24 protein-coding genes are annotated in these 22,321 nt (G+C 44.9%); 13 read left to right on the top strand and 11 right to left on the bottom strand.

All coding sequences use genetic code 11. From position 1 onward, the window contains the following. Positions 1–199: 199 nt before the first annotated feature. Positions 200–1,570, top strand: coding sequence for a YjiH family protein (locus KI655_RS03295; protein WP_285401702.1), 1,371 nt, complete (start codon positions 200–202; stop codon positions 1,568–1,570). 420 nt (positions 1,571–1,990) lie between these two features. Continuing rightward, positions 1,991–3,862: a methyl-accepting chemotaxis protein gene (locus KI655_RS03290; protein WP_285401700.1), complete on the top strand. Its 1,872-nt coding sequence runs from the start codon at positions 1,991–1,993 to the stop codon at positions 3,860–3,862. Between the two features lie 163 nt (positions 3,863–4,025). On the opposite strand, the gene KI655_RS03285 is transcribed toward KI655_RS03290, so the two are convergent. Both KI655_RS03285 and ppiC read right to left on the bottom strand, forming a co-directional pair. Beyond that, positions 4,026–5,423 carry an alpha-amylase family glycosyl hydrolase gene (locus KI655_RS03285; protein ID WP_285401698.1) on the bottom strand — a complete coding sequence of 466 codons (1,398 nt, stop codon included), beginning with the start codon at positions 5,421–5,423 and terminating at the stop codon, positions 4,026–4,028. A gap of 277 nt (positions 5,424–5,700) precedes the next feature. Further along, the gene (ppiC, locus tag KI655_RS03280) at positions 5,701–5,979 is read right to left on the bottom strand and encodes a peptidylprolyl isomerase PpiC (RefSeq protein ID WP_032550441.1); all 279 of its coding nucleotides are present in this window, start codon (positions 5,977–5,979) and stop codon (positions 5,701–5,703) included. 181 nt (positions 5,980–6,160) lie between these two features. Here ppiC and KI655_RS03275 point away from each other — a divergent pair, with 181 nt between their 5' ends. Beyond that, the gene (locus tag KI655_RS03275; RefSeq protein WP_285401696.1) at positions 6,161–7,087 is read left to right on the top strand and encodes a chemotaxis protein; all 927 of its coding nucleotides are present in this window, start codon (positions 6,161–6,163) and stop codon (positions 7,085–7,087) included. A 51-nt stretch (positions 7,088–7,138) separates the two neighbouring features. On the opposite strand, the gene KI655_RS03270 is transcribed toward KI655_RS03275, so the two are convergent. The 4 genes from KI655_RS03270 to hutW all read right to left on the bottom strand — a co-directional run bounded on the left by KI655_RS03270 (position 7,139) and on the right by hutW (position 10,470). Further along, positions 7,139–7,675 carry an ATP:cob(I)alamin adenosyltransferase gene (locus KI655_RS03270; RefSeq protein ID WP_285401694.1) on the bottom strand — a complete coding sequence of 179 codons (537 nt, stop codon included), beginning with the start codon at positions 7,673–7,675 and terminating at the stop codon, positions 7,139–7,141. A gap of 139 nt (positions 7,676–7,814) precedes the next feature. Beyond that, positions 7,815–8,345, bottom strand: coding sequence for a heme utilization protein HutZ (gene hutZ / locus KI655_RS03265; protein ID WP_285401692.1), 531 nt, complete (start codon positions 8,343–8,345; stop codon positions 7,815–7,817). Positions 8,346–8,517: 172 nt separating this feature from the next. Continuing rightward, the gene (gene hutX, locus KI655_RS03260; RefSeq protein WP_285401690.1) at positions 8,518–9,039 is read right to left on the bottom strand and encodes a heme utilization cystosolic carrier protein HutX; all 522 of its coding nucleotides are present in this window, start codon (positions 9,037–9,039) and stop codon (positions 8,518–8,520) included. 21 nt (positions 9,040–9,060) lie between these two features. Beyond that, positions 9,061–10,470, bottom strand: a complete 1,410-nt coding sequence (gene hutW / locus KI655_RS03255; RefSeq protein ID WP_285401688.1) for a heme anaerobic degradation radical SAM methyltransferase ChuW/HutW — start codon at positions 10,468–10,470, stop codon at positions 9,061–9,063. Between the two features lie 161 nt (positions 10,471–10,631). On the opposite strand from hutW, the gene KI655_RS03250 reads away from it, so the two are divergent. The 6 genes from KI655_RS03250 (at position 10,632) to KI655_RS03225 (ending at position 15,439) form a co-directional block, all read left to right on the top strand. Next, on the top strand, positions 10,632–11,459 hold the full coding sequence (locus KI655_RS03250) for an energy transducer TonB (RefSeq protein ID WP_285402003.1): 828 nt from the start codon (positions 10,632–10,634) through the stop codon (positions 11,457–11,459). Between the two features lie 3 nt (positions 11,460–11,462). After that, a complete protein-coding gene (locus KI655_RS03245) occupies positions 11,463–12,152 on the top strand; it encodes a MotA/TolQ/ExbB proton channel family protein (protein ID WP_285401686.1) in 690 nt (229 codons plus the stop codon). A gap of 2 nt (positions 12,153–12,154) precedes the next feature. Next, positions 12,155–12,571: a biopolymer transporter ExbD gene (locus tag KI655_RS03240; RefSeq protein ID WP_285401683.1), complete on the top strand. Its 417-nt coding sequence runs from the start codon at positions 12,155–12,157 to the stop codon at positions 12,569–12,571. Between the two features lie 101 nt (positions 12,572–12,672). After that, positions 12,673–13,584: a hemin ABC transporter substrate-binding protein gene (locus KI655_RS03235; protein ID WP_285401681.1), complete on the top strand. Its 912-nt coding sequence runs from the start codon at positions 12,673–12,675 to the stop codon at positions 13,582–13,584. Positions 13,585–13,619: 35 nt separating this feature from the next. Continuing rightward, positions 13,620–14,657 carry an iron ABC transporter permease gene (locus tag KI655_RS03230; RefSeq protein ID WP_285401679.1) on the top strand — a complete coding sequence of 346 codons (1,038 nt, stop codon included), beginning with the start codon at positions 13,620–13,622 and terminating at the stop codon, positions 14,655–14,657. Next, entirely contained in the window at positions 14,657–15,439 is a 783-nt protein-coding gene (locus tag KI655_RS03225) for a heme ABC transporter ATP-binding protein (protein WP_285401676.1), read from the top strand. The genes KI655_RS03230 and KI655_RS03225 overlap by 1 nt, the downstream gene beginning before the upstream one ends. Positions 15,440–15,754: 315 nt before the next feature. Here the strand turns inward: KI655_RS03225 and KI655_RS03220 are convergent, their stop codons facing one another. Then, the gene (locus KI655_RS03220) at positions 15,755–16,216 is read right to left on the bottom strand and encodes a TetR/AcrR family transcriptional regulator (RefSeq protein ID WP_285401674.1); all 462 of its coding nucleotides are present in this window, start codon (positions 16,214–16,216) and stop codon (positions 15,755–15,757) included. A gap of 529 nt (positions 16,217–16,745) precedes the next feature. Between KI655_RS03220 and KI655_RS03215 the strand changes: the two genes are divergently transcribed. Continuing rightward, on the top strand, positions 16,746–17,045 hold the full coding sequence (locus KI655_RS03215; protein WP_285401672.1) for a YfcZ/YiiS family protein: 300 nt from the start codon (positions 16,746–16,748) through the stop codon (positions 17,043–17,045). Positions 17,046–17,078: 33 nt separating this feature from the next. Here KI655_RS03215 and KI655_RS03210 read toward each other — a convergent pair whose 3' ends face one another. Beyond that, the gene (locus KI655_RS03210; RefSeq protein ID WP_285402001.1) at positions 17,079–17,348 is read right to left on the bottom strand and encodes a DUF1496 domain-containing protein; all 270 of its coding nucleotides are present in this window, start codon (positions 17,346–17,348) and stop codon (positions 17,079–17,081) included. Between the two features lie 130 nt (positions 17,349–17,478). On the opposite strand from KI655_RS03210, the gene KI655_RS03205 reads away from it, so the two are divergent. Continuing rightward, on the top strand, positions 17,479–18,078 hold the full coding sequence (locus KI655_RS03205; RefSeq protein ID WP_285401670.1) for a hypothetical protein: 600 nt from the start codon (positions 17,479–17,481) through the stop codon (positions 18,076–18,078). Between the two features lie 112 nt (positions 18,079–18,190). On the opposite strand, the gene KI655_RS03200 is transcribed toward KI655_RS03205, so the two are convergent. After that, a complete protein-coding gene (locus KI655_RS03200) occupies positions 18,191–19,297 on the bottom strand; it encodes a 1-acyl-sn-glycerol-3-phosphate acyltransferase (protein WP_285401668.1) in 1,107 nt (368 codons plus the stop codon). A 176-nt stretch (positions 19,298–19,473) separates the two neighbouring features. On the opposite strand from KI655_RS03200, the gene KI655_RS03195 reads away from it, so the two are divergent. Next, positions 19,474–20,100 carry an AraC family transcriptional regulator gene (locus KI655_RS03195; RefSeq protein ID WP_285401666.1) on the top strand — a complete coding sequence of 209 codons (627 nt, stop codon included), beginning with the start codon at positions 19,474–19,476 and terminating at the stop codon, positions 20,098–20,100. Between the two features lie 124 nt (positions 20,101–20,224). Here KI655_RS03195 and KI655_RS03190 read toward each other — a convergent pair whose 3' ends face one another. Together KI655_RS03190 and KI655_RS03185 are read right to left on the bottom strand one after the other, a co-directional pair. Next, positions 20,225–20,710: a hypothetical protein gene (locus KI655_RS03190; protein WP_285401664.1), complete on the bottom strand. Its 486-nt coding sequence runs from the start codon at positions 20,708–20,710 to the stop codon at positions 20,225–20,227. Positions 20,711–20,737: 27 nt separating this feature from the next. Continuing rightward, positions 20,738–21,259 (bottom strand): nicotinate-nicotinamide nucleotide adenylyltransferase, encoded by a 522-nt coding sequence (locus KI655_RS03185; RefSeq protein ID WP_285401662.1) that lies wholly within the window; start codon positions 21,257–21,259, stop codon positions 20,738–20,740. Positions 21,260–21,366: 107 nt separating this feature from the next. Here KI655_RS03185 and nadE point away from each other — a divergent pair, with 107 nt between their 5' ends. Next, on the top strand, positions 21,367–22,197 hold the full coding sequence (gene nadE / locus KI655_RS03180; RefSeq protein ID WP_285401660.1) for an ammonia-dependent NAD(+) synthetase: 831 nt from the start codon (positions 21,367–21,369) through the stop codon (positions 22,195–22,197). Positions 22,198–22,321: the final 124 nt, after the last annotated feature.

Below are 22,321 nucleotides of genomic sequence, written 5' to 3'. Positions count from 1 at the left end.
TAACATCTGCGAAACTTTATACTAGACTTTCAGGCAATGGCAGAATTTCGACGGTGAATATTTACCGATATACGATGAATAGTATTGCAAGTTGGCATAATACTATGTAGTCTTGCCGCAAATGAAAGAATACGGATGTTTAGTGCATAAAAATGCCAAGGATGTGGCTTTTTACGAGTAGATATACGAGAACTATACAATGTCTAACAACATGAACACTGCGAATACTGAAAAATCAAAAAGCAGTTTCTGGATTTTCTTAATCCCTTCGCTCATCGGTTTATTCTTATTCATGGCACCTATCAGCTATGAAGGCGATCTAACTATTCCCGTTGCAATCCTTGCTAAATCAATCCAAGCCGTTTTTGGTGATGTTTTGGTCCCTGCAATTACTGCAATTGTTGCGTTTATGGCGGTTGCGTCACTTTGCACTAAACTTTTCAAGCCCGCTTTTATTCAATCTAGCCCATTCTTAAACGGTTTATTCAACCCATCTCCACTTTGGCTAGCTGTGCGCGTTATTGGTGGTGCTGCGGCAGTGATGACCTTCTTCCAAGTTGGTCCAATGGCGGTATGGGAAGAGAATACTGGCGGTCTCGTGCTTGAAGGCCTACTGCCAACGCTATTCTCTGTATTCATTTTTGCTGGTCTACTACTACCGTTACTGCTTAACTTCGGCTTACTCGAGCTATTTGGCACACTACTAAGTAAAGTAATGCGTCCAATCTTCAACCTTCCGGGTCGTAGTGCAATCGACTGTATGGCCTCTTGGTTAGGTGATGGTAGCGTTGGTATCCTGCTAACCAGCAAGCAGTACGAAAATAAGTTCTACACTCAGCGTGAGGCTGCGGTTGTTGGTACGACGTTCTCTGCGGTTTCTATTACATTCAGCCTAGTGGTTATCGCACAGGTAGAACTAGAGCACCTATTCCTGCCTTTCTACGCAGCTATCTGTTTAGCGGGTTTCGTTGCGGCGGTTGTTATTCCTCGCCTACCGCCACTGAGCATGAAGAAAGATACCTTTATCGATGGCTCTAAACCAAAAGAAGACGCAGACGCAATCCCTGCTGGTCACAGTACCTTCTCTTGGGGTCTTGAACTTGCGGTTAACAAAGCATCACAAGTGAAATCAGCGAAAGGTGTCTTCGGTGAAGGCGTTCGTAACGCCGTTGATATGGTGTTTGGTGTACTACCTGTCGTTATGGGTTTAGGTACCATCGCACTGATCATCGCTGAGTACACGTCTATCTTCGCTATTCTGGGTCAGCCATTCATTCCATTCCTAGAGCTACTGGGTGTGCCTGAGGCTGTAGCAGCGTCTGAGACTATCGTTGTTGGTTTTGCAGACATGTTTATCCCAGCGATTCTTGCAGCCTCAATTGATAACGAGATGACACGTTTCGTGATTGCAGCAATGTCGGTAACACAGCTTATCTACATGTCTGAAGTGGGTGCTCTACTACTGGGTAGTAAGATTCCAGTTAACATTTTTGAACTGTTTATCATCTTTATTCTTCGTACGCTGATTACGCTTCCAGTTATCGCTGGTGTCGCGCATATGATATTCTAAATAAACGTCGTACAATTATATTTAAAGCCTCACTTATGTGGGGCTTTTTATTTTCCTGCGTATATAAAACAAGCTGCACAATATTTAACCACCCTTCCCCCTCTATAAATTACAACCCTTCCATACACTGAGAAAATAACTAGGTTAACACCTCTTGTTGCTTGGCATAAAAAGAGCCCAAGCCTTATGCATCATGGGCGCGCAAACGAATGACAGTTTGTTATCACAAGTCTATGAACTTTAATGATAAATATATAAATGAGCAGCATACGGAATTTTATGTTGTTTATTTTGTTGTGGTTTTGTAATCTTTTTTGTGAAAATATCTTCAAGTAAGAAATTTATTTGCCGATATATATAGAACAATAAAAACAATAGTTAATTTGGTCTTCGCAAAGCCTGTGAGAAGGGGATTATTAAATGAAATTTAGCCATAAGGTGGTCGCAGCATCATCGGCCTTACTGCTAGTCACAGTATCACTACTGTCTATTCAGCAACTATACACCGTTCGAGGAGCCGTTGAGAATCACGTCAATGCCAGCCTCAAAGAGATGGTTGCAGGTGTAAAAAATACGGTTGTTTCAGAAATGACGGCCAAAAAAGCACTCGCTCAATCGACAACAGAGGTTATCGAGATAGCGCCACAAGACCGTGATTACGTTAAAACGATCCTTGAGAAACCAAAACTCAAGAGCAGCTTCTTAGCGGTCGGTTTTGGTTATGAAGCCAATGGCTTTGTGATTGAAAACGACGATGGTTGGGAAGCGGGTCCAGATTACGACCCTCGTGTTCGCCCTTGGTATATCGATGCAAAATCGAAAAACTCTCTTGTTGTAACGGCACCTTATGTAGATGCATCGAGCAAGAAAGTAATCATTTCTGTTGGTACACCGGTTAAGGACAACGGTCAATTCACAGCAGGTATGTTCTACGACCTAGAACTGACTAACCTTGCGACACTTGTGAATAAGGTAAACCTATTCGATGCGGGCTACCTATTCCTAGTGACAGCAGAAGGCACCACCATTGCCCACCCAGATGCGAAGAATAACGGTGAGAAGCTTTCAAGCTACCTACCACAAGCCTCTATTCGCGAGGGTTCGCAGTCTATTGAAATCGATGGCAAACCATTCCTTGTTAGCTTTACTCATATCCCAAGTGAAAACTGGTACGTGGGTGCAATTCTCGATGAAGAAATCGCGTTCCAAACAGTCGCAGAACTAAAAAACAGCTCAATCATTTACTCTTTGATTGCGGTTGTACTGAGTGTGATTGCTCTGACTGTACTGATTCGCGTATTGATGCGTCCACTGGATGCGCTTAATGAAGCGATCAACGATGTAGCAAGCGGTCAAGGTGACCTGACTAAACGCCTAGACACTAACACAGATCAAGAGTTCTCTGAGCTAGCTAAAGGCTTCAATACCTTCACTGAAAACCTGCAAAAGCAGATCATTCAGTCGAAAGCAATTGGTGTTGAAATCAAACGCGGTACAGAGATAACGGTTCAAGGCGCTGAAGAGTCAGCAAATGCTATGGGCACTCAACTGCAAGAGCTTGAGCAGCTAGCAACAGCAATGAACGAGATGGCAGTAACCGCGACCGAAGTAGCAAACAATGCTCAAGGCGCAGCAGCAGCGGCTCGTGAAGCAGATGAAGCAACGCTGGACGGTACTTCGGTAGTAAGCGATACAACTCAAGCGATTGATAACTTGTCATCTCGTATCGACCAAGCGGTAGCAGAAGTTGAAGTTCTTGAGTCTGCGACAGCAAACATCGAAACAATCTTGAAAGTAATCAACGACATTGCTGACCAAACAAACCTACTGGCATTGAATGCAGCTATTGAAGCCGCACGTGCGGGTGAATCAGGTCGTGGTTTTGCGGTCGTTGCTGATGAGGTTCGTACTCTAGCACAGCGTACTCAAGAATCGACCACTGAGATTCGTAACATGATTGAACAGCTTCAAGCTGGTGCAAGCTCGGTATCGAATGCGATGAATCAGAGCAAAGACACGGCGACAGATGCCGTAGAACGCGCTCAGCAAGCGAACTCGGCACTCGACCGTATCCGCGATGCGATTCAACGTATCTCTGATATGAACATTCAGATTGCATCGGCGGCGGAAGAGCAGAGCTTAGTTGCAGAAGAGATCAACAACAACACTGTGAAGATCAAAGACCTGTCTACTCAGGTATCAGAGTCTGCACAACAAGCGAATGAAGCGATGCAAATCCAAACGGACAACGTTCGCCAACAAGATGAGCTATTAAACAAGTTCATCGTGTAGCTTCTTAAAACATTTACTTCAGCAAAACATTAGCTTCATTAAAACAGTAGCTTAATCGTTATACGAAGCAAAAATCAAAGGCCGGTTTGAATATCAAACCGGCCTTTTTTATCAGTATTTTATAACACAAGTGATGAAGCTTAAGCTTTGAATCAAACTAAAGCTAAGCACTCTCTGGCTGAGCTAACAGCATCAAGCAACTGTTCGACGCCACATTCAATGTCAGTGTCTTCTCTTTGCTCTCAAACGTCTTACCCGTCAGTGTATCAACTACGGAACCACACCATGTTAGAGTCGCGGTCTTGCTGCGCTTGGATTTGTTGATCACCACAATGCCTTTATCGCCACGAACAAATACCAGCAAGTCGTCATTCGCCTCAACCACGCGCATTGTCTCGCCATGAACATGGTTGTGGAATTGAATCATGCCGCGCATATACGGCGCTTTCCAATCATTGAGCCAGCGAGGTTGTCCGTTACTGTCTTTGATTCCACTGGTATCGAGTTCACTGTACACCAATGGCACACCGCCATCTCGACCTAAGATGAATGCCGTAGCGAGCTGCTCCGCCTCTTCTCCCATCACATATTCAAGGAATACATCGTTATTCGGAATATCATGAGTCACAGCAAACGTAATCGCACGGGTATTCGACAACGCCTGACCGAAACAGTAAGGGTTGATCAACGACTTAAAACTGCCCTTTTTGTCGAACGCCTTGAATATGGTGTTAAACAGTGGGAAATCATAAGCACCTAAACGCGTGTGCTTAAGATACGGCTCTAGAAAGAGCTCGTACTCTTCTTCCGTCGCTCCGCCATCGGTAATAATCTCACCAAAGATATGCATCTGTTCACAAATGTCATCCGTCCACACCTTACGCAGGTGTGACAGGCTCATATGCTTGGCAGCATCAATACGGAAGCCTTTCACGCCCATTGCTTTAAGCGCTTTGAGGTAACTGCGTTGCTGCTCTACAACGTTATCGTTGTCCAATAAAGTCGGCAGCCCCGGATCCGTCGGTCCGCCCGTGATGCGGCCATTTTGCACTTCCCATTTGTCGCGCCAGTTCTTGATGCCAAACGCCTCAACGAAGTCATTCTCATCAAACAATGGTTTCGACAAATCACCAAAGAGGCATATCGAATCGTAATATTCGCGCTCTTGTTGGTAAGCGTTAAGGTCAGTTTTATTTGGGTACGTTAGATCGCTGCGAATGCTTGACTCATTCGCCATGTGGTTAAACACCACATCAACATAGGTTCTAAGGCCATGCTGTTTAAGCGTATCGACCATAGCGGCGAAATCCAACGTATCGCCTAATTCGTTGTCGATAACACGATAATCTTGGGGTTGGTAGCGCTGCCACCATTGGGTTGGTTTCTGTTGTGGTTTGTTCTTGTCGCTACGAAGCGACTTCATTGCGGGTGAAACCAATACTGATTTGTAACCTAGTTCTTGAATCAGTGCAGCGTTGTCTGCGATGTCCGCGTAACGCCAATCAAAGGCGTGCAAAATAACATCTGTGGCTGGTTGGTTTAACATTGCTGAACTCTCCATGTGGTTCTCCTACCAAACTCAGTCGCAACCTTAAACTACAGAGTATAAAACGAAGGTTGCAGATAAATTTTATCTAAGAATGCCGTTCATTATATTGCCATGCCTTAAATTTCCATCCTCCTAACCAATAAGGGCTTAGGGGGATAAAACAGGGCGTAGCCTAGAATATCGCACAACATTTGGGATGAAGCGCTCCGCCATATCTCAATAAAACCTGCCGTAGGTAGCAAAAAAGGAGCGTATTTACGCTCCTCTATATTCCATTGAATGCTTACAGCTAGGTGCGGTAAAGCACTTTCACTACGTGCCAGCCGAATTTGGTTTTCACCAAGTGTGGCACTAATGTTTCTCCGGTAAAGCACACTTTGTCGAACTGAGGCACCATTTGGCCCTTTTTAAACTCACCTAAGTCGCCGCCTTTTTTACCTGATGGGCAGGTTGAGTACTTCTTAGCGAGCGTCTGAAACTTAGCGCCTTTTTTCAGCTGCTTAATGATGTCTTCTGCCTGTTCTTTATGCTTCACCAAGATGTGAAGCGCTGCTGCGGTTCTTGCCATGATCATTCTCATTGTGTTGCGATGCGCCGATTTTAACTCAAGACTGAGCAATCTTCACTCCATTAAGCCCTGCATGGCCTAAAAGAACGGTAAAATTGATTCAGTCCCTTGCCGCACCGCCCAATTCCCTTTACATTGATTTTTATAAATAACAAAACAGTGACGAAATCAGGAGACAACAATGGCGAAAACGATCAGCAAGGCGAGCCAGTCTCAGGGGATGCTCATGTTTAAGCTATCTCTAACTCAGAGTTTTGCTATAGGCACATTGAAAGTGAGAGAGATCGTTCCCTTTCAGCCAATGACTCAGCTTCCCTACTCTCATCACCATGTTATCGGCACTGTCACTATTCGCGACCTTACCGTTCCTGTTATCGATATGTCGGCTGCAGTGGGCTTTCGTCCTATCTCACCAGAAGAGTACCAAAGCTGTGTTTTGATCGTCACAGATTGCTTGAGAACCGTAGTCGCCTTCTTAGTTCGCTCTATCGATAAGATCATCGAGTGTGATTGGCGTAGCATTGAATCGCCACCCGCTAGCGTGGGACAAAATGTTTTCGTAACGGGTATTACTCGCTTTGAAGATCGCATCGTACAGATGCTTGACGTCGAACTGCTGTTATCAAAGATCTATCCAGAGTATGAAAATGCGCAGATCCCTATGCTGACCGACATAGAGCGTGAGCGTCTTAAAGCCCTCAACATTCTATTGGTCGATGATTCCCTGATCGCAAGAAAACAGCTCTCTGATGCACTCGATAGCATCAACATTCCTTACAGTATTTGTAACAACGGTATGGATGCACTCAACTTGATGCGCGAACAGGCTCAACGCGGACAAGCCATAGATCTATTGGTGAGTGATATAGAGATGCCGGGGCTTGATGGCTATGAATTAGCATTTGAAGTACAGAACGATGACACACTTCGTCACGCTTACTGTATTTTGCATACATCGTTGTCGAGCGAGATTTGTGTCGACCGCGCACAGCAGGTTGGCGCTCATGAGGCGTTAGAGAAATTTAACGCCGGTGAGCTGATAGAAGCGATGCTAAAAGGTGCGAAAAGCCTTGAAAATGCACCTAATAAGCAGAAAATAACCATTTAACGGTGAGTAATATCTCACCGCTATAAGGTGCTCTATTTCTTGCGTTATTTCTTATTTCTTCGGCATTGGGTAGCTTTTGCTAACAAACTCCACCTCTTCCACGCCCTCTATGAAATTGGTTAACGAAGCCAGAGCATATAGGGTGTTGGCGACTAGGTTGGCGTATTTAAACAGAATATCCGCGGGTGACTTCTTACCACTGTGCTCAATCGCAACTAAAGCTCTCACGACTTTTTTAGCTTGGCAGCGGGCTAAATGCAGCTCGCTGGCAACACGGCTGCCTCCCGGTAAGACAAAGCCAGAAAACCCACCCTCTAGTCTCTCTCGGATTGCATGGTAATCGGCCTTGAGTTCATCTAAATCTTGTTCTGTGATCGCCAATTTACCGCGTACCGAGCCATTTAGGTGATAAACATTGGGTTGCAGACGAGCCAAAACGTCACGCACTTGAGGCTCTAGTTCCATCGTAAGAACCAAACCTATTCGACAGCAAAGCTCATCAGACAGGATTTCAAAATCGCATGCTGGGCTCTCTTCATAAATAAATGGGTAACAGAACTCATCCCAATCTCGGCTTACTGGTTTCACTTAACGCTCCTCATGTGTGGCTCGGGCACACTATTAGATATTACTTTGGCAAAAGCAAACACAAACGTCATCCTGAACGCATAAAAAATGGCTCCCACCTAGGGTGAGAGCCATTTAATCATCGGATAAAAAAGTAAGATTACTCGTTAGATACTTTTTTGTGACCTTCTTGTAGGTGAACGAAGTCCACTAGATCATCACCAGATACTTGGTAAGCCTGACCAAAGCCTTTTACGAATAGACCGTTTTCAGCTTTAAGGTTGAATAGTGAGAAGTCTTGCAGTTGGCTCAGACCATCAATGATCTCACCAAAACGATCTTTCATTTGAGCAATAACTTGTGTCCAAAGCTCGCTCTCACGCTCTACCACTGATGCCGTTGCATCAAAAGTTAGACGCTTGCGTGCGTAAAGCTGCTTTGAGCTCTCTTCGTCTTCGATCATCATCAATGAAACTTGCGGGTTCGCCTTAAGGTTACGAGCGTGACGCGCAATATCAGAAATTAAAACAAAATAGCCCTCTTGGTTTTGAACAAACGGCGCGTAGCTAACGTTTGGGCGGCCTTCTTCATCAACAGTAGCCAGTTGCAGCGTACGGCGTTCTTGGCGGAACTCTTTGATTTCTGGACCTAAACGACCTTGAAGACGTTCTTGTTTTACTTGCTGTTCCATGGTAATTCCTTTGTATACTTTCTCTGAATTATTATATTTTTACTAAGGGAAGAGCTTGCCTTCTTCCCTTAATTCGCTCTGTTTGTTTTCTTTCCCAAGCCTCTTATAAGCTTGAGTTTTGAAATCGGTGTTTCTAATTGTCGCTTGAAGCTTAGCTATTTGAGTTGAGTCTTTATGCTTGAGCTTTCAATGCGTTGAAACGTTCTACTTGATCCGCAATCAGTTCACGTTTTTCATCGCGGCCAAGGTAAATCTTAAAGATGTTTTCACCCGTTTCGCTGAAGAAACCAAAGTAGTGGCTCTCACGCCCCATGAATGGCTTGCTTACCAACGCAACGTGCTTAACGTTGTCTAGTTTTAGGTGACCGTGTAGCTCACCCTCTTTGCCCATTAGGTTGTAGTAACCACGCGCTACTTTACCTTTCGGGAAAGGCGCTTTTACTTCAAAGATTGAACCAAAAGAGTGAACGATGGTTGTCACTGGTCCCCAGCCAACAAGACCTTCCAAGATCTCTTGAGCACGTGCGCCGTCTAACATTACAGACATCTCGCCTGGGAAAGCAGCGACAACTTCAGCTTCTGTTACATTTAGCTTTTCAGCAATCGCTGTAGGAAGTAGCTTTGGCTCTTCTTCAAGAATACGAGCTACGCTCTGCTCTAGTGTTTCGATCATGTCTACAGTTGTATCTGTCATTGAATCCATTTCCATTATTAATTATGCGTGTTTCTTTACAGCATGAGGGTGATGAGCGGGACGCGAAGGCCTCGCTTGTGGGTTTGCTTCAAAGTACTCAGCATTCAAAATCTGAATGACACTTTGCGCTAAAGTCACAGCCCAAAAGCTGCCTGCATTAGTAAGAGTTAAGTAGTCTTCTGACAATTCGACCAGACCATTACTCTGCCAATGCGAAAATAGGGGTTTTAAATAATCAAACGTGTCTTGTCCCATGAAGGTAGGCAGTAAGCTTCGACGTACTACTCCAGAATCAAAACCCGCTTTTAGTGAAGAGAAAACTGGCTCAAGCGAACTCTGCTTGGTCATCATAGCGATTGGAAGCTCACCACGTTTCACCGAGTCCATATACGTTTCAAGTGTTCGATGCTGCATGATGCCATGCCCACCAACGTTACCGCCGGCGCCACAACCAATAGGCAGCACTTCAGCGTAAGTTTTTGCCAAGCTGTTGTAGATACTGCGTTCACGGTTATCGCGAGCCCAGTGATTCACACTCAGTTTTTTGACCTTGTGTTTTTCCATAAACTCTACACCCGCCAAGTACATGCTTGCTTTGTCAGGTGTTGTTGCTGGCGGCGGGATTTTCCCTTTATCAACAAGATTAAGCATCGGTGCATCACCACCAACAATCAGTTGGTAAAGGTCAATGCCGTGAGCGCCCGTTGACATGTAATCTTGTAGATCTTGCTCAAACACGTCCATGGTTTGGTGAGGTAGCCCATAAAGCAAATCAAGAACAATAGGGGCCTGCTCTGTTTTGCTCAATGAGCTAATTCTTTCTAGAACCACCTCTCTGTCATCGAGTCTTTTAGCACTGCGACGCACTTTGGTATTAAAGCTCTGAATACCAAAAGAGAAACGGTTGAATCCGCCCTCTAAGGCACGATCAAACATCTCATCACTGAATCGATTAATGCGCCCTTCTAAGGTCATCTCAACATCATTCGCCAGAGGGAAGTGTTCGCGAATTGCTTTACCAAGCAGCTCAACTTGGAGTGCCGATAAATCCGTCGGAGTGCCGCCACCGATGTATACGGCGTGGAAAAGACCAGACTGTGCCCAAGGCGTTTTTGCTTTTTGCTTCAGCTCGCACAGTAAAGCTTCAAAGTAATCATCGACGAGTTTACGGCTCGCTGCGTTCTGGAAAAAGTTGCAGAAAGTACAGCGAACTCGACAGAAAGGAATGTGGATATACAGGCATCGTTTATCCTGCTTCTTGCCTTCAGTTAGCATCAAATCATCGAACAAATTCAACTTCTTATCTTGTGCTATCGGAGTCGCACTTCCTCCTGCGTGAGCAGAGTGCTTTTTGGCAAACGCAAAGCGCAATGGATCAGGCGTGGAAACACCCAAAATTGATTCGTCAAATTTATAAATATCGAGAGTCATATAACTTACCTAAACGCTTACCGAGCAAAGCTTGGAAGACTATTCGCTAAAAACTGAGAGAATCATAAATATCCTGAAATGATAATGCAATTGATAATTGATCTTATTTAGATTCTGAGCAATAATCCGTGACAGATTTTCGTTTAGGTGAAGGGTTAATTGTGAACGTTCCAAGGTATGTCATAGCGGGTGGAGCCTCTTTGGTGATTCATGCTGCATTGCTGTTTGTTGCTCAGGAATCAAAAGTATTCGCTATGCCTGCTGGTGCCGAATCTAAAACTGTCTCTCTCAACTTTACACCGCAAACCCTGCCATCGGCGCAACGTGAAGAAACCGTCACTGAACCTGTCGAACCTGAACCAACACCAGAACCTGAAATTACAGAAGCGCCCGTTGAGCCCGTAACACCTCCGCCTGTTACAGAACCAAAAAAGGTGAAGCCGAAAAAAGAGGCGATCACCAACAAGCCGAAACCAGAGCCTAAGAAAGAGATCGTCAAAAAGCCTGAGCCTAAAAAAACTCCGGTGAAAAAACAGGTGCAGAAAAAACCGGTAGAGAAAAAACCGATCGAAAAGAAAGTCGTGGAAAAGAAACCTGAACCGGTTAAACCACAACCTGACAAAAAAATCGCCGAGAAAAAAGTGGAACGTAGCGAGCAGCAAGAAGCGCAGCCAGCAGCGGTTAATCAAGGCGTTTCGAACTCAGAGCCTGTTCTCGTGACCAAACCAAGTTTTAGTGCACGCCCTACTCCACCTAAATACCCAAGACAAGCCCGTAGACGCGGTGTAGAAGGCGTCGCGACCTATGAGATCTGGCTTGATGAAGACGGCAAACAAGTTAAGCAAGCGCTCGTCAATTCTTCAGGTGCACTGCTTCTCGACAAAGCGGCACTCGACGCAATCAAAAAATGGAAATTTTCACCACATACCGTAAATGGTCGAGCGATCGCTCACCGTGTACAAGTACCTGTTCGTTTTAAGTTGGACTAATCAATGCAACAAATCAGTTATTTACAAGAGCAGCTGGGCCTAATGACGTGGCCACTGCTTATATGCTCAGCACTTACCGCAATGATCATCGTTGAGCGAATTTTCCAAGTGATGTTAAGTATCGGTGTTGGACGCCGCGCTATTCGTAAAGAGCTTCATCAAATCTCTCCAACAGACACTCGCCAAATTGAAGGCTTAGCCGCTGACCTATCCAACAAGAGACCACTGCTTTACAAGGGCGTCTCTATGCTGCTTGCTCACCACTATTTTTCTAAGGGTCTGCGTGAAGATGCGGCGGGTATCTGGCTTCAAGAGAAACGCCACCAGCTTCACGCAGGTTTAAGACTGCTTGGTTTAATTGGTGTGATTAGCCCATTGATCGGCCTTCTAGGTACGGTTCTTGGTCTGATTGAGATGTTTAAAGGCGTGGCCGCAACAACTGGCAGCATCACACCTAACGACCTAGCCGATGGTCTTGGTCTTGCGATGCGAACAACGGCAGCCGGCCTGATTATCGCCCTTCCAGCTATTTCAGGTGCACAACTGCTTGGCCTGTGGGCTGATCGTGTTTTGGCTCAGTTGGAACATACACTGAATTACGTAAATGTTTGGCTTGAAGGCATGTCAATGCAACCAACGACCAATCAAGAGGAATCTTCGCAGCAAGCTTCAACAGCTCAAGGTACACACTAACCATGATTAAAGTCTCTCAGAATTACAATTCGTCGAGTTTAACGCCAGACCTGACTCCACTCCTCGACATCATCTTTATCGTGATGGTGTTCTTGCTGCTGACCGCTTCAGTAAAGCTGGAATCTTTGGATGTTGAATTGCCAAGTAACGACAGTAGCAACGTCTCTGAGGTACATAAAGATTCTATCAGCGTTAACTTGCTGAACCGCGAACCTTATTGGGCAATCAATGGCAAAGAGTACATTGACTGGGAGAACTTTAAGCTCGCGCTACTGGAAGAAGTCGGCTCAGACGACAACAAGAAACCGATCATCATCGGTGCCGACAAAACAGCCGATGTGCAGAACTTAGTTAAGCTGCTCTCGTTCCTTCAAGACAATGGTATCCCAGCAACGCAGCTGCTCACCGAAGGCGAGTAATTAATTTTTAAGGGCGCTGTGATTAGCAGCGCCTTAAACACCACTTTCAAATCGTGAGGCCACACAAACGGTCAATCACAACAAACAATAAGAATAGAATTATGAACATATTTAAAGAGCTCAATCATCAAGATTCCATTAAACAACCGCTGAAAAAAGGCTTACTTTCTGTCGCGGCGGTTTTAGGTTTATCTTTTGCAACACACTCAGCGACTGCAGCTGAAGGTACTCATGAACAACGCATCATCAGTGCGGGTAGCGCTGTAACGGAACTTGTATTAGCGCTTGGTGCTGAAGACCAATTGGTTGCTATTGATGTCACTAGCCGCTTCCCTCAATCTGAAAATCTCCCTAAGATCGGCTACCACCGCAACCTATCTGCAGAGGGTCTTATTGCCCTGCAACCTACAACCATCATTGGTTCCGATGAAATGGGTCCGGACACGGCGATTTCACAGCTAAAATCTGCGGGCGTTGATGTTGAGATCGTTAACACAGACGCAAGCGTTGATGGTCTTCTAAAACGTATCGACCAGATCGCAGAGATCACTCACACCGAAGAGAACTCAAAAGCTGTAAAGGCGAGTGTGAATGAGAAAATTGCAGCGCTTGAAGCGAACCAAGTTCCAGAAAATGAAGCGAAAAAGGTGCTATTCCTGCTTCTTCATGAAGGTCGTCCAGCAAACGTTGCCGGTGGCGAAACATCACCGAATGCCATTATTGAACTGGCTGGCGGTGTTAACCCTGCCGCTGACAGCCTGACGTCTTACAAACCACTATCAATGGAATCTATGGTAGAGATGCAACCAGATGTGATTCTTGTGAGCGGCCGTAGCTACCAAAAAATGGGCGGCGCAGATGCCATCCTTAAATCACTACCTATGCTTGCAGCAACACCAGCGGGCATGAACAAACAGATCATCACGGTTAAGGGCAGTGCGCTGGTTGGTGGTTTGGGGCTTGCAAGCCTAGCAGAAGCAAAACGCTTGAACGCACGTATTTACCCAAAATAGTCCACAGATAATGCGTCCAGTTTAAGGCTCTGATTATGTTGTTAAGAACCGTACCTTTAAAAGCATCCATGACAGGCTTTGGCATTGCCTTAGTCTTCATTGCGCTATTCTCTATCACTGTTGGACCAATGAACATAAGCTTGAGCGACAGCGCGGCGAGCTTGTTCAATCCTAACAATGACTTAGCGCCTCACATTAATCTTGTCATCCAAGAGATTCGCCTACCACGAACCATTCTTTGTATGGTTGTAGGAGCGATCCTTGCGCTGTGTGGCGCAGTCATGCAGGGTCTATTCAGAAACCCACTGGCCGAACCAGGCATCATTGGTGTCTCTGCCGGTGCAGCCTTGGGGGCAGCCTTAGCGATCGTTCTTTTTTCAGAGTTGAGCCTTAGCTACCCAGGCTTCATGAACTTTGCAGCGGTTCCTGTGTTTGCTTTCCTTGGTGGCGCGCTAACCACACTCTTGGTTTACAAGCTGGGTACAGGCAAGTTCGGTACTTCTGTCACCATCATGCTGCTAGCGGGTGTGGCTATTAGTGCTCTCTCTGGTGCTGGTATTGGCTTTTTGAACTTTATCGCTGACGACCAAATGCTTAGAGACCTGTCACTATGGTCAATGGGTTCGCTTGCAGGCGCAAAATGGTCAGGAATTGTTCTTGCTAGCGTTACGCTTATTGTTCTGTTTGCACTGTTTTATCGCCAAGCAATGTCACTCAACGCTTTACTCCTCGGTGAATCAGAAGCGCAGCATTTAGGTATTCCAGTTCAGAAACTTAAACGACAGCTGATTTTGCTGACGGCGGCAGGTGTGGGCATCACGGTCAGCCTGTCAGGTATGATTGGATTTATCGGTCTAGTGATTCCTCACCTAGGTCGCATGCTAGCCGGGCCAGATCACCGCGTTCTCCTGCCCCTATCAGCGGTATTGGGCGCTCTACTGTTGACGGCAGCGGATATGTTCTCACGTATCGCTCTGGCACCTGCTGAATTGCCAGTGGGTATCGTAACAGCGATCATCGGCGCACCGTTCTTCTTATACCTACTGTTTCAACAAAAAGGGAGAATCCTGTAATGCGCTCCCCAGCCCTAAAAGCCAGCGATATTCACGTAAAGTTTGGCAACAAAGTTATATTGAATAACGTCTCTATTGAGATTGAAGCGGGCAAAGTCACCACGCTTCTTGGTCCTAACGGTGCCGGAAAAAGTACTCTGCTCAAAGCGTTATGCCAAGAGATCGAAAGCCAAGGTGACATCGATTATTTTGGCCAAAGCAGAAAACAGTGGTCACAGAGCCAGTTGGCGAAACACTTGGCGATGCTGCCACAGCACAGCACTCTTACGTTTCCGTTTCTTGCCAATGAAGTGGTTGAACTAGGTGGCATACCACTGCAAGAGTCAAATAAAGCTCTGACCAAGATCGCACAAGAGAAGATGGATACCGCGGATGTCTCTCATCTTGCCAATCGTCTTTACCCATCATTGTCAGGTGGTGAAAAACAGCGTGTACATTTGGCGCGCGTGTTGACTCAACTTCATCACTCTGGCGACCAATGTGTGTTGATGCTTGATGAACCAACCTCTGCACTCGATTTGGCTCATCAGCACAATACGCTCAAGATCGCGCGTAAGATGGCGGACGAGCAAGGCGCGGCTGTGATTGTGGTACTGCATGACTTGAATCTTGCAGCCCAGTATTCGGATCGTTTAGTGGTGTTAAAAGGCGGTCATTTAGTGTGTGATGGCACACCATGGCAAGCGCTCAAGCCCGAGATGATCGAGGACGTTTACGGCTATCGAAGTATTGTTGAAAAACACCCAACAATGAACTTCCCTCAAGTCCATCCTGCAGCCTAAATACAAAAAGAGCACCTAACGGTGCTCTTTTTAGTTTCTAAAGGCTTAAAACGCCACTCACAGCCATTTAAGCTATTGTTCAGATTGACAATAGGTATTCTTACTAGAGATTCATAAAAGTTCGAACGATTGGATGCTCTAAATCAGACACTTCTCACTAGATAAAAGACTTTCCAAATGTCCGATGCTTCGTTGTTTTTAAAGCCATCATGAGAGCCAAGAATAATTAGCTATAGAAACAACAAGAGCTACAAGAGCCAGAAAAACAGCAAGCACAAAAAAAGCTCCTAATAAGGAGCTTTTTCTACAAATGGTTTATTTGCTCATTTGAATTAGAGACTTACCAATCAACCACTCAAGTTCTTTACCGCTTGTATCACCAAACTGAGTTTCTGTCAGTTTGTATAGGCGGTCAATACCGTTAGCAGCGAACTCGTGTGCGCTCTCTGAAGTAACGATATGGTGGAATAGCAGGCGTAAGATTGCTAGGAACTCAGCATCTTCCAGGGCTTTAATCCAGCTATTAGAAAATGCGTCCAACCCATTTTCAAAATCAATGTGTTCCATGAACATTTTGAAGATACGACCATCAAGCGCTGCCGTAAAATCTGTCTTCTTTGGAAAGTGGTGACTAATACCAGTACGAGAAACACCCGTTTGTTGACTTAACGTCGTGTATGACATCTTGTCGTAACCCAGTCTTAGTAGCTGGTCAACTACGGCATCCATGATTTTCTGGATAGTGATTTCTGTATCTTCTTTACTACGCTTTGGCATATTCAGGCTCTTCTTTTTGTAAATCCATCTAACTCATCAAATGAAGTCAGAATGAAAATCGTTATCAGCATTATGTGAGTAAGGCAATTTTTCGCAAGTATTTACGCCCAAAATCACGGAAATACTCTGTACGACCAATTTTACAGTGTTGCGTCTTTGCGCACTTCGTATAATTAATCTTCAAAAAATACCATACACTTCTAAAGCAGCGTTTTAAAATAACCGCATAGAATATGAAATACGAAACGATAAATTCATTATATAAATACCTATCAAGCGATAGATACTCTTATAAAATCATTCGTGGTGCAACTAACTGAATGATGTTCTGACAAAATAATGACACTAATTTTCAGAAAAATATGAGATTGATCACACCCACATTCACATTTATAAAACGCCATGCTCATTGTTTTCCTTAACAAACAACATAGCATACCAGTACAAGATAGGCCAAAGGATTTAATTTTTGTAGATACAGATCAAATTGCTCGCTAAAATAACCTCAGATTTTGTAAGAGGATTATTTATGAACCAAGAAGTTGGAAATAATGATGTATGTGAAGCTTGCGGCTGCGCAGGTGAAATGGGCTTCATCATTAAAGAAGGCGACGATGTAGCAGAAGTTGTAATCTACGGTAACTCAAAAGAGACCATGGAAGCAGAGCTTGCTAAGTACATTGATTTAGCTAAGCAAGTTTCTAGCAATGTTGAGTTTGAATCAACAGAGCTTACTGGAGAGAGCAACGAACTTCGCACACGCTTCAAGTTCGAAGTTAGCGCAGAGAAAATCATCTTTGAGCTGAAGACTCGCTCAATCGCACGATAACACGCGCCACACTATTTGATTAAGACGAGTCTATTACTCGTCTTTTTTTTCGAGCGTTTTCCACGACAACGCACCGTTTGTCTCAAAATCATTCAGCTCCGCACATTGAATCACAACACCCGATATTTCGAGTACAGCGCCTAGGCTGTAGGCCTTGTCGTCATAATAACAAACTCTTGGGTGCGTATTCTTTTGTGAAACAACGACCGCTTTTTTTGCCGGAACCGAAATAATATTGTTGGCATAAACGTTTGCGTTATTTCCAAATAGACCGAAAATCACTGTCAAAGATATGACTTTAATTGCATTTAATCTTTTCACTTATATTTCGCTCGCTTTTATATTGGCTATATTTAACAATTATCGGCGATATTTCTGGGCTCGTATTCAATTTTCGCTATAGTAGTCGCTACTCTGTTGGAAGATGTTCATTATGCTCAGAATCGTCACATTACTCACGTGTCTACTCACCATATCAAATAGTTACTCGCTGCCCCTCGATCACTATCAAATATTGAATCATCTCGACAACTACGGAAACCTGTATCTGCGTAATAAGCCCTACACAGAACTTCCCTCTGGCCTAGTTGTTAAAGGCAATCTAAATATAGAGAAAACTTCGATCAAACGACTCCCTAAAGACCTAGAAATTGGAGGAAGTTTGCAGGCTGCCAACAGTTTACTGTCGCGTGTCCCAGCAGGAACCTCAATCAAAGGTTACGCCAATTTACTCGGCAGTCAGATTCAGAGCTGGCCAAAAGGCGTCAAGGTGGGCGGTTTTATCAACTTTACCGATACGCCTTTGCAGAAGCTGCCAAATGGATTTCGCGTCAAAGGTGACCTAAGCCTGATTCGGACACCGTTAACAGCGCTTCCGAATGGTCTCATTGTTGAAGGTAACCTTTATATCGGTGGGTCGAGCATTACCGAGTTTCCCGACGTGATGACAGTGAACGGCAACATCTTCCTTGGTGGGAATGTGATTAGCAAATGGCCGACAACTTTGAACCTTGGCGGTGCAGTCGCTCGCTGATTACCAAGAGTAATTGAAATGTACAGCGATCAAAAAAGGAGCATGACGCTCCTTTTTATTGCTTAAAAGCTTGTCGTTCAAGCCGTTAACTTATCGATACCACTTAACTGGGTTAGCCGATATTTTTCACTGGGTTCGCATAGCTGTCGATCAGGTACTGGTGCGCACCATGAGGAATGCTCGCCAGTTTCTCCTCAAACTCACGCTTCACTGTATCTGTGATGCTGTCGTCTTCTTTTTCAGCTGCAAGCAGGTTCACTGGGAACAGTTTGTAGTTCTCGTGAATCTGACGGTCAATCTCTTCCGCTAACGCTTCTGGCGTTTCGAAATCTTGGTTGATTACCGAGCCAAACCCTACGTGGACGTGACCTTTATTACCGACGATACCCTGAATGATGCTTTCGATATCTTCAAACTCACCTTTTTCGTATGAGCCATGAACGTCTTTTTCAAACAGCTCCAGTGCTTTTGCCGTATCACAAGGGTCATTTTCATACGAGATCGCTACTGGTACGATCTTCAGAGACTTCACGTACTCTGCAAACGCAACCTTCTGCTTACGACCCTCAACATGGAACATCTTAAGAATCGCTGGATCAGTAAAGTCATTGCCGTCTTTAGCACGACCCTCTTTTTGAGCGATCCAGATTGAGTTGCCCGTATCTAGAGAATGCTTGATGTAAGAAGAAAGCTGCCCTAGCGCTTTCATCATCTCACGCGGACCTTTTAGAGAGCGCTTAACAATAAAGCTCTTATTCAAGCGCATCAGCTCAGTCGCACAAGGTTTCTTTAGCAAGTTATCGCCAATCGCAATACGGCAGGTATTGTGATTCTGTTGATGCAGTGCGTAGTTAACCAGAGCGGGATCCATAGCGATATCGCGGTGGTTAGAGACAAACAGGTATGACTGGTTTTGATCTAACGACTCAAGCCCTGTGTAAGTGACACCTTTAGTGGTGTTGGCTAACGTATCACGAAGGTACTTTTTCACTTCGATCTGAATCGCTTCAACACTCTGCAACTTACTCCATTTCATTTTTAGGTAAACGCGCAGAATTGGGCTCATGATCGCTTGGAACCAAGCGGCATGGTTTGAGAAACGATAGTTTAGGATCGCGCTGATGAATTCTTCATCATTGATGAGGCGATCAAGTGCCGCAGGAATTTCGTCGTCGTTATAAGGACGAATATCAATATATGGATCAGTCTGAGAGGTCATTTTTCACTACATCTAATAAAAAGCTGGCTCATTCTACGCATTGTTTTGCTTTCTCGCAGCTACAGAGCCCATACTTTTGACAAGGTCAGACCAGAAACAGGGAATTTACCTGCATTATTGTTGGCATACGTTAAAATTAACGGTAATCTTAGCGGCCGCAAAACTAAGGACCTTCTATGAACTTCGCTATCGAATACACATCGGCTTACTACTCTCACCTAGAGATCACTCCTAGAAAAAAAGTGGTAAAACATAGCCTTGTATCCGTTGAGAGCGGATTAGTTTTGATTAAGATTGGTAAGCAAGAACACGTCATTGAACCGGGTCAAAGCTTGTGGATCCCGTTTGATTGTCTGACTTCACTGACCTACTTCCCGAATACTCAGATCGCTCGCATCGACTTTTCCGTACGCCTAACCGATGCTTTCCCTAAGCAGGCTGGCTACGTAAACCAGACGGCGCTATCTCAAGCCCTGTTAGATAAGCTAGCAACCTTGGCTGTGAAGAACAAAGACACGAACAATGCCTCTACGCCGTTTAAAGAGTTACTCGCAGTACTCAAACAAGAAGTTCTCACCTTCAAGCCTCTGCTATGTGAAAGTGAACTGTCGCAGCGATTCAATCGTTGGAATGTGGATGACTCTCCGCTATCTCAAGAGCAAACCCTAGTGATGGTGATGCGCGAAGCGAAAAAGCGCATGCAGTCTGGCCAGAAAAAAGAGAAGGTCATCGAAGAGCTGTTCTCTGGTCAAACAGAAGAGTTTGAACAACTGTGTATGCTGGTATTTGGCGACACGCTATAAACTGAAATAGTCTGCCCAAGCATAGTCTGCCGAAACAACGAAAAGCCGCGAACTCTATGAGAGTCGCGGCTTTTTTAATTCGGAGTGTTTTTCCAGAGCCTACTTTTGCCTGAAATGAGTTCTGTTAGAACGGAAATTCAATCTGCATCATCATGTCGGCTTCTCGCGCATCATGCCAGCGATAATCAAATCGCATACGAGGTTCACCTTCGATTTTCTCACCAAACCCGATGCTTAGTTGAAGGCCGTGATTAAGAATCCACTCTTCGGTGCTCATGTCGTACTTCTGATCTTCAAGATCTTCAGGGAACCACATACCTAGACCGACATAATTCGATTCTATGCTCTGAGTAAATAGAGGAGAGTCTTTGGTTTTCAATACCCAATCAGACCAATAGTCATTAGAGGATTCGTCTGTTTCATCCGCAAAGCCACTCAAGCTCATCATACGTTGGCTGAACGATTCGAGACTGTCAGAGAAATCGAGGCACGCTGTCTGCTCATCTGAGTTAAACATGATTGAGTCTAAGCTGAATAGATCACAATCAGCATGCGCATGCAGGCTGAAGGTAACGACAAAGCTTGTCGTTAAAAGTGCTCTTTTTAGCATAGTGCTCTGACCTCTAGAATATAAGGACTACATTGTCTTATACAGCCCGCCGTCTTGCAACATGTTTGTAACTGACTTTGTGCTCAAGTTTGTAATATTGTCACCATTTATAATCGCATTGCGGATATCGGTGCTACGAACCTTCACTTTTTCTGGGCAAGCCATCACAGACCAACGCTCAGTAATCTCATCTGATTTATAAAAAGAGGAGAACTTAAAGAAGTTATCCGGTCCGATTACAAATGTTATATCGGCGGTCGGGTGAGATTCTTGAAGTTTTTTTAATACCGCGTACGTTGTGACGCTCTCACCTGGGGTGTACAAACTTTGCTCTACTAAAGATAGCTCAACCTGCTCAATAGCCAAGTCATTGATAAATGCCTCAACAAGCTGGCATCGAATATCATAATCCAGCATGGTTTTCCCCCACGCGTGAGCAATGCTCGGAACAAGTAAAATTCGGTCGAAGTGCACCAAAGATTCAATGACACTTTTATGCCCTAAACTTGGTGGGTTAAATGCACTGCCAAAAACCGCTATTTTTTCCATCGCTTGTCGCTGCCTTCTTTTATCTCACTGTGTAAAGAGGTTTTTATCTCTCTTGATTTCGGTATGATAACACTAGATTTCAATTTGCTTGCAGGAAAGGAATACGAATGGAACAGTTAATTCGTGATGAAATGCGCGTTCTACCATCAATTGACGCTCAATTTGAAGTGGATCGTCGTGTAGAGTTCATCAAAACCAAATTACAACAATCAGGATGTAAGTCTCTTGTACTGGGTATCAGCGGTGGCGTTGACTCAACAACATGTGGCCGACTCGCTCAGCTAGCAGTAGACAGCCTTAACGAATCAAGCAACAGCAACGACTATCAGTTTATTGCCGTGCGCCTACCTTACGGCGAGCAAAAAGACGAAGACGAAGCACAGCTTGCTCTCTCTTTCATCCAGCCTTCTCAATCAGTGTCAGTAAACATTAAAGCGGGCGTTGATGGTCTACATGCCGCATCTCATGTTGCACTTGAGGGTACAGGTCTACTTCCTACTGACTCAGCTAAGATAGACTTCGTAAAAGGCAACGTAAAAGCTCGTGCTCGCATGATCGCTCAATACGAGATCGCAGGTTACGTTGGTGGCTTAGTTATCGGTACTGACCACTCGGCAGAAAACATCACTGGTTTCTACACTAAGCACGGTGATGGCGCTTGTGACCTTGCACCACTGTTTGGTCTAAGCAAACGTCAAGTACGTGAACTTGCAGCAACACTAGGTGCACCTGAGCTTCTAGTGAAAAAGGTACCTACGGCTGACCTTGAAGAGCTAGATCCTCAAAAAGCAGACGAAGATGCACTGAACCTAACTTACGACCAGATCGATGACTTCCTAGAGGGTAAACCTGTCTCTCAAGAGGTTTCTGATCGCCTAGTCAGCATCTATAAAGCAACTCAACACAAACGTCAGCCGATCCCAACGATCTACGACTAAGCTCAAGCCTCTCACGCGGTAAACTGCGTAATTATGAGCTCGAGATACAGCTAAGCAAAAGGCCGATGGTGAAGTTCACCATCGGCCTTTTCAGTTCTATCGCCAATTACATCTGAGCGATCAT

The organism is Vibrio sp. D404a, from assembly GCF_030248535.1.
In the GTDB taxonomy this organism is placed as follows: Bacteria; Pseudomonadota; Gammaproteobacteria; order Enterobacterales; family Vibrionaceae; genus Vibrio.
This window is presented reverse-complemented; position numbering and strand designations above follow the sequence as displayed.

Excerpts from the sequence above, each read along its gene's own strand:
- KI655_RS03295 (WP_285401702.1), top strand. The coding sequence starts at position 200 with ATGTCTAACAACATGAACACTGCGAATACTGAAAAATCAAAAAGCAGT.
- KI655_RS03290 (WP_285401700.1), top strand. The coding sequence starts at position 1,991 with ATGAAATTTAGCCATAAGGTGGTCGCAGCATCATCGGCCTTACTGCTA.
- KI655_RS03285 (WP_285401698.1), bottom strand. The coding sequence starts at position 5,423 with ATGGAGAGTTCAGCAATGTTAAACCAACCAGCCACAGATGTTATTTTG.
- ppiC (WP_032550441.1), bottom strand. The coding sequence starts at position 5,979 with ATGGCAAGAACCGCAGCAGCGCTTCACATCTTGGTGAAGCATAAAGAA.
- KI655_RS03275 (WP_285401696.1), top strand. The coding sequence starts at position 6,161 with ATGGCGAAAACGATCAGCAAGGCGAGCCAGTCTCAGGGGATGCTCATG.
- hutZ (WP_285401692.1), bottom strand. The coding sequence starts at position 8,345 with ATGGAACAGCAAGTAAAACAAGAACGTCTTCAAGGTCGTTTAGGTCCA.
- hutX (WP_285401690.1), bottom strand. The coding sequence starts at position 9,039 with ATGACAGATACAACTGTAGACATGATCGAAACACTAGAGCAGAGCGTA.
- hutW (WP_285401688.1), bottom strand. The coding sequence starts at position 10,470 with ATGACTCTCGATATTTATAAATTTGACGAATCAATTTTGGGTGTTTCC.
- KI655_RS03245 (WP_285401686.1), top strand. The coding sequence starts at position 11,463 with ATGCAACAAATCAGTTATTTACAAGAGCAGCTGGGCCTAATGACGTGG.
- KI655_RS03240 (WP_285401683.1), top strand. The coding sequence starts at position 12,155 with ATGATTAAAGTCTCTCAGAATTACAATTCGTCGAGTTTAACGCCAGAC.
- KI655_RS03235 (WP_285401681.1), top strand. The coding sequence starts at position 12,673 with ATGAACATATTTAAAGAGCTCAATCATCAAGATTCCATTAAACAACCG.
- KI655_RS03230 (WP_285401679.1), top strand. The coding sequence starts at position 13,620 with ATGTTGTTAAGAACCGTACCTTTAAAAGCATCCATGACAGGCTTTGGC.
- KI655_RS03225 (WP_285401676.1), top strand. The coding sequence starts at position 14,657 with ATGCGCTCCCCAGCCCTAAAAGCCAGCGATATTCACGTAAAGTTTGGC.
- KI655_RS03220 (WP_285401674.1), bottom strand. The coding sequence starts at position 16,216 with ATGCCAAAGCGTAGTAAAGAAGATACAGAAATCACTATCCAGAAAATC.
- KI655_RS03215 (WP_285401672.1), top strand. The coding sequence starts at position 16,746 with ATGAACCAAGAAGTTGGAAATAATGATGTATGTGAAGCTTGCGGCTGC.
- KI655_RS03205 (WP_285401670.1), top strand. The coding sequence starts at position 17,479 with ATGCTCAGAATCGTCACATTACTCACGTGTCTACTCACCATATCAAAT.
- KI655_RS03200 (WP_285401668.1), bottom strand. The coding sequence starts at position 19,297 with ATGACCTCTCAGACTGATCCATATATTGATATTCGTCCTTATAACGAC.
- KI655_RS03195 (WP_285401666.1), top strand. The coding sequence starts at position 19,474 with ATGAACTTCGCTATCGAATACACATCGGCTTACTACTCTCACCTAGAG.
- KI655_RS03190 (WP_285401664.1), bottom strand. The coding sequence starts at position 20,710 with ATGCTAAAAAGAGCACTTTTAACGACAAGCTTTGTCGTTACCTTCAGC.
- KI655_RS03185 (WP_285401662.1), bottom strand. The coding sequence starts at position 21,259 with ATGGAAAAAATAGCGGTTTTTGGCAGTGCATTTAACCCACCAAGTTTA.
- nadE (WP_285401660.1), top strand. The coding sequence starts at position 21,367 with ATGGAACAGTTAATTCGTGATGAAATGCGCGTTCTACCATCAATTGAC.